This is a genomic window from Kitasatospora sp. NPDC058406 (assembly GCF_042722765.1).
Classification (GTDB): domain Bacteria; phylum Actinomycetota; class Actinomycetes; order Streptomycetales; family Streptomycetaceae; genus Kitasatospora.
Window position 1 is genome coordinate 1 of the sequence record NZ_JBHXKE010000300.1, and the last position, 9749, is coordinate 9749.

Sequence of the window (9749 nt, forward strand, 5' to 3'; positions counted from 1 at the left end):
GTGCGCCGCCCTCCGGCGCGTCCGGAGGCCCCCGGGCGGACAAGATCGGCCACGATCGCCATGATCCGGCCAAGTCATAAAAATCCCTCACCTGTTCGGAACTCACCCTCGTGTGCCTCCGACTGCTGTACCGGACACCGCCGCCGAGGTGGTGTCCGGACGGCACGGGGAACGGACGGAGGATGACCCATGGCAGCGCAGCAGTCGCCCGCCACCAGCAAGGCGGGTGACGACCCGGCGCGGTCGGAGGACCGGTGGAGCCTGGTCCTGGCCGCCGGGCTGATCTCGTTCGTCGCGATGCTCGACATGAACGTCGTGAACCTCGCGCTCACCGACATCGCCGACGCCCTCGACGTCTCCTCGACCACCGCCCAGTGGGCCGTGCTCGGCTACCAGCTCCCCCTGGTGGCCCTGCTGCTTCCCGCCGGGCGGTGGCTCGACCAGGTCGGCATCCGCTCCGCGCTGCTCTTCTCCCTCGGCGGCTTCGCCCTGTGCAGCGCGCTGGCCGCCGCCGCACCGTGGGCGAGCTGGCTGATAGCCGCCCGGCTGGCCCAGGGCGCGTTCGGCGCGGTGCTGTTCGTCCTGATGCCGGTACTGGCCGCCACCGCCGTACGGCCCGAGCTGCGCGGGCGCGCGATGAGCGTGCCCGCCACCCTGGGCCCGCTCGGCGCGGTCCTCGGCCCGGTGATCGGCGGCCTGCTGCTGGACCACGTCGGCTGGCGGGCGATCTTCCTCGTCAAGCTGCCGATCTGTCTGGCCGCCTGGCTGATCACCCGGCGCGACGCCCCGCTCGGCGGGCGCCTGCGACTGCCCGACCGCAGCACCCTGGGCGACGCCGCGCTGATCGGCTCGGCGGTGGCCGCCGTCCTGCTCGGCCTCACCCTGGCGCCCGAGGCCCCGCTCTGGCTGCTGCTCCTGCTGCCGGCCGTGCCGCTGACGCTGTTCTGGCTGCGCCGGCCCGGCGGGAAGCCGGTCGCGGCCGTCATGCGGGCCTCCGGCACCGCCGCCGTGAACGGATCGGTGCTGGCGCTGGCCGCCGGGTTCGCCGCCAACCACTACCTGCTCGCCCAGTACCTGCGCCGGGACGACGGCGTCAGCGCGACCGGAACGGCAGTCACCATGCTGGCCTTCCCGCTCGGCATGGTGGTGGCCGGCCGGTTCGGCGGACGGCTCGCCGACCGCTGGGGAGCCCGCCCGACCGCGCTGACCGGCGCCGCCGTGACCGCCTTCGGCCTGCTGCTGCTCGTCCCGGTGGATACCGGCTGGTCCTCGGCCGACATCGCCTGGCGCCTGGCAGTGGCCGGCATCGGCATGGGCCTCAACGGCGGCCCCGTCCAGGCCCTGGTGATGACTTCCGCCCCGCGGGAGCAGATGGCCACCGCCGGCTCGGCCGTCCAGCTCGCCCGCAGCCTCGGGTTCGCGCTCGGCCCGGCGCTCGGGACCGCCGCCACGCTCTACGGCACCACCGAGGTCGCCGGGATCCACGCCGGGCTCCTGCTCGCCGGACTGCTCACCGCCCTCGCCGTCGTCCTCCTGACCCTGCACCACCGCGCCGCCGGAGCCACCGGCGGCGACAGCACCACCGGCACCACCAGCACCAACCGGACGATCCGCAGCAGAGTGTGACCACCGTCGCACCTCCTCCTGCGCACCACAGATCCCGACCGGAGGAAACACCCGCATGACCGACACCGTCCACGACCCGGCCTCGGCCGGCCAGACCGGCGCGGCAGAGACGACGTCGACGGCACCCGCCGCCGACGCGTCGCGCTGCCCGTTCGGCTACGACGAGCTCCCCGATCCGGTCCCGCTGTACGGGCCGGAGTACAAGAGCGACCCCTATCCGCTGTACCGGCAGATGCGCGCCGCCGGCCCCGTGCACCGGGTGAAGTTCCCGAGCGGTGTGGGCGCCTGGCTGGTGACCGGCTACAAGGCCGCGCACGAGGCGCTCAACGACCCCCGGTTCGGCAAGAACCACGACCTCGGCAACGAGGAGTGGCTCACGCTCGCCTCGATCATGCCGGAGCCGCAGCACTCGCAGCTCCAGGTGCACCTGCTCCACCAGGACCCGCCGAAGCACACCACGATGCGCCGGCTCGTCCTGGACGCCTTCTCACCGCGCCGCGTGGAGTCGCTGCGCCCGCGCATCCAGGAGCTGGCCGACGCCCTGATCGACGAACTGCCGGAGACCGCCCCGGCCGGCGGCGCCGACCTGGTGGCGGGCTTCGCGGCCCACTACCCGTTCCGGGTGCTGGCCGAGGTGATCGGCCTGCCGCAGGAGCTGGCCGTCCGCTTCGACCGCGACTGGGGCAAGGTGGTGCAACCGGTCGGCCCGCAGGACCCGGGCCGACCGGCGTACGAGGGCCGGCTGCACGGCCTGCAGAACTACATCGCCGAGGTGGTCACGCACAAGCGCGCGACCTACGACCCCGCCGGACCCGGCGTGGACCTGCTCGGCCGGCTCGTCACGGCGTGCGACGCCGGCGAGTTGAGCCCCGAGGAGCTCGACTCGATGGTGTTCCAGCTGCTGGTCGCCGGCCAGGAGCCGGTCACCAACCAGATCACCACCATGCTGATCACCCTGCTGCGCCACCCGGAGCAGCTCGACCGGCTGCGGACCGCGCTCACCGCGGACGACGGCGACCAGGCCGCCGGCCCGCGGCTGCTCGCCCGTGCCATCGAGGAACTCCTCCGCTACGACGGCGCGTTCGAGCTGACCACCTGGCGGTTCTTCGCCGAGGACAGCGACCTGCACGGGACCACCGTCCCGGCCGGCGACTCGGTGATCATCTCGCTCAACGCCGCCAACCGTGACGAGGAGCAGTTCCCGGACGCCGACGTCCTGGACTTCGACCGCTCCCCCAACGCCCACATGGCCTTCGGCCACGGTATCCACTTCTGCCCCGGCGCGTCCCTGGCCCGGGCCGAACTCCAGATCGCCATCGGCACGTTGCTCACCCGTCTGCCCGGCCTCCGGCCGTCGGCCGCCGACGGCGAGGAGATCGACTCGCTCGCCTGGGTGCCCGCCGTCCTGGCCCGTGGGGTGAACCGGCTCCCGGTCGCCTACGACAAGCGGTCCTGACCGGTCCGCCCCAGCACCGTCCGGCATCCACCACAGCGTCCCGGCGACCGTCGCCGGGGCGTGGCTCCGCCTGCCCGAAGCCCGTACACCGTTCCGTGGAGGACCAGCATGCCGTCCGCCGGCACTGTCACCAGCAACTCCCAGCCCAGCAACGCCCAGTCCGGCAGCACCCGGACCGGCGACACCGGATCCGGGTACACCGCACCGGACGCCCAGACCGTCGCCCGCATCTCCGCCGAGATCGTCGACCTGCTGCTGCCGCACCGCCGCGCCTCCGACCCGGAGATCGACACCACGCCCGAAGACTTCCCGCTCCAGCTGGAGCAGTTGGCGGACTTCATCACCGCCGGCGACCCGATCCTGTTCACCCTGCCGGGCTTCCCGTGCAAGTCGCCCAACCTCGCCAAGGTGCTCAGCCACCTGCCCGACGAGGGCGAGCGGCTCTCGCTCACCTTCCTCAACGGGCTCTGCGAGCAGATCGGCAAGCTCTACGAGCCGGGCGCGCAGATCCTGATCTGCTCGGACGGGCACATCTTCGGCGACCTGATCCACGTCCCCGACGACCACATCGACGAGTACTCCGACGCACTGACCGCGATGATCGAGCGCGAGGGTCTCGCCCACCTCGCCACCTTCGACCTGCGGGCCGTCCTCGGCGACCTGCCCTTCGACGAGAAGCGCGCCCGGGTGCACGAGAAGTACGCGCCGACCAAGGAGGAGCTGCGCGAGCAGATCCTGACCGACGAGGAGACGGCCAAGCTCTATCGCGGCATCACCCGCTTCCTCACCGAGGACACCTTCGGTTTCGAGGGCACCAAGTCCGCCCTGCAGCGCGACTGCCGCGCCCGCGCCTACGGCGTCATCCAGCGCAGCCGCGCCTGGGGCGACCTGATCGCCGAGCAGCACCCCCGGTCGTTCCGGCTCTCCATCCACCCGCAGAAGGCCGGCGTGCTGAAGTTCGGCATCCGGCTGCTGGAGCACTCCGACGTGTGGATGACCCCGTGGCACTCCTCCGTGCTCCACCGCCAGGACGGCGGCTGGGAGTTGATGCGCAGCGAGGAGGCCGCGAAGGTCGGCCGACTGGTCGAGCGCAACGGCCGGCCGAGCCACTACGAGACCTCCTGAGGCTCAGCCGGGGCCGGCAGCGTCGCCGGCCCCGGCTCCAGGCTCGACTCCAGGCTCGGCTCCAGAGCCGACTTCCGGTTCGACTTCCGGCCCGGCTTCCACCTCGCCCCTGCGCCCACCGATGCCGTTGCCGTTGCCGCGAGGGGTAACGGCGCGACCGGGGCCACGAGGTCCGAGTCCGCCGGGCCCGCCTTGCCGAGGTCCGCGGCCCCACGGCCGGGCGCGCCCGCCGGCGTACGGTGGTCGAAGGCGATCAACGGGTCACCGGTGAGCGGGTGTTCGACGACCGCCGCCCGCACCCCGAACACCTCGGCCAGCAGCTCGGCGGTCAGCACGTCCCTCGGCGTCCCGGACGCCACCAGGGTCCCGCGGTGCAGGACGTGCAACCGGTCGCAGACCGAGGCGGCGGCGTTCAGGTCGTGCAGCGCGACCAGCGTGGTACGGCGCTGCTCGCGCAGCAGCGCGAGCAGCTCGACCTGGTGCCGGACGTCCAGGTGGTTGGTCGGCTCGTCCAGCACCAGGACGTCCGGTTGCTGGGCCAACGCCCGCGCCAGTAAGACGCGTTGACGCTCACCACCGGAGAGCTGGGCGAACCGCCGGTGATCCGCGTCCGCCATCCCGACCCGGACCAGCGCGTCGTCGACCAGCCGGTGGTCCTCGGCGTCGTCCCCGGCGAACGCCTTCTTGTACGGGGTTCGACCCATCGCCACCACCTCGCGGACGGTCAGCTCGAAGTCCCCGCCGCGTTCCTGCGGCAGCGCCCCGATGTGCCGGGCCGACTGCGCCGGGGTCAGCCCGGACAGCTCCCGGCCCGCCAGCAGGACGCGCCCGGCACTCGGCTTCAGGTGCCGGTAGACGGTGCGCAGCAGGCTGGACTTGCCACTGCCGTTGGGACCGACCAGGCCGGCGATCTCACCCTCCTTGGCGACCAGGTGGACGCCGGAGACCACCGTCCGCCCCGCGAGGGTGACGCTCAGGTCCTCGACCGCGATTCTCAATTCCGCTCCAGTCGTCGGTCCAGCAGGTAGAGCAGGGTGGGCGCGCCGAGCAGGGCGGTGACCACGCCGATCGGCACCTCCTGGCCGTCCAGCACGGTCCGGGCGAGCAGGTCAACGATCACGAGCAGCACCGCGCCGGTCAGTGCGGAGAGCGGCAGCAGGCGGCGGTGGTCGCCGCCGAGCAGGAGGCGACAGACGTGCGGGACCATCAGACCGACGAACCCGATCGCACCGGAGACGGCGACCAGGACACCGGTGAGGACACTGGTCACCGCGAAGATCTCACGGCGCAGCCGGACCACGTCGACGCCGAGACCGGCCGCCGTCTCGTCGCCCATCAGCATGGCGTTGAGCCCCCGGGCGCGGCCCTGGAGCACGGCCAGCCCGAGGACCACGGCGACGGCGGGGACGACGAGCTGCCCCCAGGTGGCGCCGCTCAGGCTGCCCATCAGCCAGAACAGCACGCCCCGGGTCTGCTGCTCGTCGCCGGTCTGCAGCACCAGGTAGCTGGTGAGGCCGGTGAGGAACTGGCCGATGCCGATGCCGGCCAGCACCAGGCGCAGCGGCGAGAACCCGCCGCCGCGCCTGGCCAGCAGCCAGACCAGGGAGAACGCGGCGAGCGCGCCGAGGAAGGCGGCCAGCGAGACGGTGAGCCCGGCCACGCCCCCGAGGCTCATCTCCAGGCCCAGACCGGTCCCGAGGACGATCACGGCGACGGCGCCGAGCGAGGCACCGGAGGAGATGCCGAGCAGGTACGGATCGGCGAGCGGGTTGCGGACCAGCGCCTGTACGGCGGTGCCGACCAGGCCGAGCCCGGCCCCGACCATGGCCGCCAGCAGGGCGCGGGGGACGCGCAGTTGCCAGACGATGAGGTCCCGGGTGCCGGGCGCCGGGCTCTGCCCGGTGAGCCGGCGGCCGACCACCGACCAGACCTCGCCGGGCGGGATGTCCACCGAGCCGAGCGAGACGGCGGCGGTCAGCGCCACGACGAGGGCCGCGGTGAGGACGGCCGCCAGCGGCCCGGCGCGCAGCGCACGGCTGCGGCTGCGCCGGGCGGCGACGGTGGCCGACGCCACGGCCTACTGCCCGTTCTTGACGAGCGTCGGGTGGACGGTGGCGGCGATCTGCCGGACGGTGTCGGCGTTGCGCACCCCGGCGATGGTGGTGGTCTCGGAGCCGATCCGCAGGAAGTGCCCCTCCTGGACGGCCTTCAGCCCCTGAGTGGCCGGGAAGCCCTTGAGGTAGGCCTCGGCCTCGTCGAAGGCCTTACGGTTGGCCTCCTCGCTGCCGCGGTTGCGCACGGCGAGCTGGATCCAGTCCGGGTTCTTCGCCACCACGTCCTCCCAGGAGACGGGCCGGAAGTCCGCGTCGCAGTCGGCGAACACGTTGCGCGCACCGGCCAGGGTGATCACCGCGTTGGCGACCTGCTTGCCGCAGACAGCCATCGGTTGCTTTGTACCGGCATCGAAGTCGAAGAGGAAGTAGCCGGGCCTCTCTGCTTCGGCAATCGTGGCGGTGGCGGTTCGCACCTCACCGATCTGCTTCTCCATGGCGGCGACCAGTTCCTCGGCTCGGGCGGCGGTCCCGGTGACCGCGCCGAGCCGGCGGATGTCGTTCTCGATCTCGGAGAGGTCGGTCCGGGGCCCCTTGGCCGCCTTCGGGGTGCCGGCGCACGCGGTGGAGAGCAGCAGGACGTGCTGGATGCCGACCGCCTTCAGCTCCTCCTCGGTCGGTCCGGCACCGGCCGCGCCCATCATCGGCATCGGCCCGAAGGTGTCGACGTAGAGGTCGGCACCGGAGCCGAGCAGCTTCTCCTTGGGGATCAGGGCGTCGCCGAGCACCGGCACCTTGGCCCCCTGCTCGGCGACGGCGGCCGGCAGGCTTCCCTTGCCGGGCGGGAAGCCGGTGCCGATCACGCGGTCGCCGGCGCCGAGCTGGAGCAGCATCTCCAGACCGGCCGCGTCGGTGGTGACGATCTTCTTCGGAGCCTGCTTGACCGTGGTCTCCTTGCCCGCGCAGTCGGCCACCTTGACCGGGAACGCGCCGGCGGCGGTCGCCTGTGCGCTACCGCCGCCGTTCGAACCGTCGCTGCTTCCTCCGCCGTCGCTCGAACAGGCGGTGGCGAACAGGGCGACGGCGGCCGCGATACCGCAGAACACGCGAGGGCGCATCAGAACTCTCCTGGTCAATGGTCGTGCTCGGGCCCGTCCTACGAACCCGGACCAGGTAGTCGGCCGTGGTGCCCGAGCGGTTCCCACGAGTTTGCCCGGACGGGCGGCTCCGGATACGTCTAGGGTGGCGCGATGACCTCCCCTTCCGCCCCGTGGACCTCAGCGGGCGCCCCCTCCACAGCGGCGGGCACGGGACCTGCTGACGCGGCGTCGGCCGGAGCGGCGCCCGCGGGTACGGTGCCGGTCGACGATCTGGGTCTGACCGTTCCGCTCGGTCCCGCACCCGTCCGGCGGGTGGTGTCGCTGGTCCCCTCGCTCACCGAGGCGCTCGCCGCCACCGACCCCGGTCTGCTGGTCGGTGCCACCGACTGGTGCAGCCACCCGGCCGACCTGGCCGTCACCCGGATCGGCGGCACCAAGAACCCCGACGTGGCCCGGATCGTGGCACTCGCTCCCGACCTGGTGGTCGCCAACGACGAGGAGAACCGGCGGCCCGACCTGGACGCGCTGCGCGCGGCCGGTCTGCCCGTCTGGGTCACCGACATCCGCACGCTCGACCAGGCGATCCACTCGCTGCACCGGCTGCTGACGGTCGGCTGCGGCCTGCCGCGCCCGGGGTGGCTGGACGCCGCCGAGTCCGCGTGGGCGGCGGTCCGGCCCCTGCCCGGTCCGCCCCGCCCGGCCGTCGTGCCGATCTGGCGCCGCCCCTGGATGGTGCTCGGCCGCGACACGTTCGCCGGTGACCTGCTCGGCCGGCTCGGCGTCCGGCTCCTGCACGCCGACGGTCCGGACCGCTACCCCGCCGTCCCGCTGCCCGACCTGCTGGCCGCCGGGCCGGAGTTGGTGGTCCTTCCCGACGAGCCCTACCGCTTCACCGCCGACGACGGCCCGGAGGCGTTCCCCGGCCTTCCGGTCGCCCTGGTGAGCGGTCGCCACCTCACCTGGTACGGACCGTCCCTGGTGGAGGCGCCGGAGGTGCTCACCGCCGGACTCGCGCGGGCGCTGCCGCAGTAGCCGGGCGCGGCGGCAGGGCTCGAACGCCGCCTCCCCACCTGACAATCGGACGATCGGGTCGTCGTACGATGTCGGCTTCTCACCGGATCGGCCGGTGATGTACGGGGGGACGGAAGCACGTGAGTGCAGTACGGGCGAGTGCGGTACGGGTTAGTGCAGTACGGGGGGGTGCGGTACGGGTGGGTGCCGTGCGCGGAAACGCGTCACGGCGAGCGCTGGTGGCTGTCTCGGCGGCAGCCGTGTCCACCGCGCTCCTGACGGGATGCGGCACCAAGCAGGCCGACGAACGGGCCACGGGGACGTCCGCGACACCGGCCGCGGCCACCACGGACGCCTCGCCGTCCGCGACACCGACCCCCACGCCGAGCGTCTCGCCGAGCACCTCGCCGTCCGCGACCGCGTCCACTCCGACGACGCCGAGCGCGAGCACCGGCCCGTCGCCGCACGGCACGGCGTCCAAGTCCGCGAAGCCGAGCCCGACCGCCACACGGTCGCCGAGCACCGGCCCGGCGGCGAACGCTGCCAAGCCCAGCAGCGCCAAGCCCGCCGAGACCACACCCGCGCCGCAGGCACCGCCCGTCGCCGCGCCCGTCGCGCCGCCGGCCGGCGCCGCCGTCGCAGCCGCCCCGGCACCCACCGCGAAGCCGGGTCCCGTCGCGCCCCCGCCGCCGCCCGCGCCCGCGACCCCGCACGTCCCGCCGCTGCAGAGCAGCTGCACACCGACCAAGCCCCAGCCCGACGACCCCAAGGAAGCCGTCGCCGCCGCACTCACCACCGCCGCCGGCACGTCCCGGACGCTGTTCCTCAGCAACGGCGGCACCGACAAGCTCCCGCCGCTCCCGGTCAACCTGGTGAAGGCGATCGCCTGGCAGGAGAGCGGTTGGCAGTCCGGCATCCTCGCCTGCGACGGCGGCATCGGCACCATGCAGATCATGCCCGCCACCGTGAGCTGGATGAACAGCAAGTTCGGCACCGCCTCGGACCCGAAGACACTGAACGGGAACGTGCAACTCGGCACCCAGCTGCTGGACTGGCTGATCGCCTACTACGGCGACTCCTCGTTCGGCGGGAAGTACGACCTCTCCCCCGACGCGGCCACCGGCAAGGCCCCGCTGCTGGACCTGGTCATCGCCGCCTACAACGCGGGCGCCGGCAACGTCCACTACAACACCGTCACCGACCCGGCCACCGGCGCGACCACGGGCAGCCTGGTCATTCCCAACCCGGGCTACGTCGCCAACGTCAAGGCGCTGATGGCGAGCCAGCCCTGGAACAAGGCCGGCTGACGCTCCTCCGGCCGCCGTCCCGCGGAGAAGCGGTACGGCGGCGGCACGGACGACGGAAGGGCCCGGTGGAAGC

7 protein-coding genes and 1 pseudogene are annotated in these 9749 nt (G+C 73.2%); 5 read left to right on the top strand and 3 right to left on the bottom strand.

The window, feature by feature from the left end; all coding sequences use genetic code 11:
• The first annotated feature begins 189 nt into the window (after positions 1-189).
• From ACFWOG_RS36280 to ACFWOG_RS36290, 3 genes are all read left to right on the top strand, one after another.
• Positions 190-1626: an MFS transporter gene (locus tag ACFWOG_RS36280; RefSeq protein ID WP_329879072.1), complete on the top strand. Its 1437-nt coding sequence runs from the start codon at positions 190-192 to the stop codon at positions 1624-1626.
• Between the two features lie 55 nt (positions 1627-1681).
• Positions 1682-3082 (top strand): cytochrome P450, encoded by a 1401-nt coding sequence (locus ACFWOG_RS36285; protein WP_380363638.1) that lies wholly within the window; start codon positions 1682-1684, stop codon positions 3080-3082.
• Positions 3083-3190: 108 nt separating this feature from the next.
• A complete protein-coding gene (locus ACFWOG_RS36290; RefSeq protein WP_329950849.1) occupies positions 3191-4207 on the top strand; it encodes an isocyanide synthase family protein in 1017 nt (338 codons plus the stop codon).
• Between the two features lie 206 nt (positions 4208-4413).
• Here the strand turns inward: ACFWOG_RS36290 and ACFWOG_RS36295 are convergent.
• The 3 genes and pseudogenes from ACFWOG_RS36295 to ACFWOG_RS36305 form a co-directional block, all read right to left on the bottom strand.
• A pseudogene (locus ACFWOG_RS36295) lies at positions 4414-5205 on the bottom strand (ABC transporter ATP-binding protein); the annotation flags it as partial.
• On the bottom strand, positions 5202-6281 hold the full coding sequence (locus ACFWOG_RS36300; protein WP_355401417.1) for an iron ABC transporter permease: 1080 nt from the start codon (positions 6279-6281) through the stop codon (positions 5202-5204). The pseudogene ACFWOG_RS36295 and the gene ACFWOG_RS36300, both read right to left, overlap by 4 nt.
• 3 nt (positions 6282-6284) lie before the next feature.
• Positions 6285-7376 (bottom strand): ABC transporter substrate-binding protein, encoded by a 1092-nt coding sequence (locus tag ACFWOG_RS36305; RefSeq protein WP_329950851.1) that lies wholly within the window; start codon positions 7374-7376, stop codon positions 6285-6287.
• Positions 7377-7508: 132 nt separating this feature from the next.
• On the opposite strand from ACFWOG_RS36305, the gene ACFWOG_RS36310 reads away from it, so the two are divergent.
• On the top strand, positions 7509-8390 hold the full coding sequence (locus tag ACFWOG_RS36310; protein ID WP_380363641.1) for a helical backbone metal receptor: 882 nt from the start codon (positions 7509-7511) through the stop codon (positions 8388-8390).
• A gap of 239 nt (positions 8391-8629) precedes the next feature.
• Positions 8630-9676, top strand: coding sequence for a transglycosylase SLT domain-containing protein (locus ACFWOG_RS36315; protein WP_380363643.1), 1047 nt, complete (start codon positions 8630-8632; stop codon positions 9674-9676).
• Positions 9677-9749 lie beyond the last annotated feature (73 nt).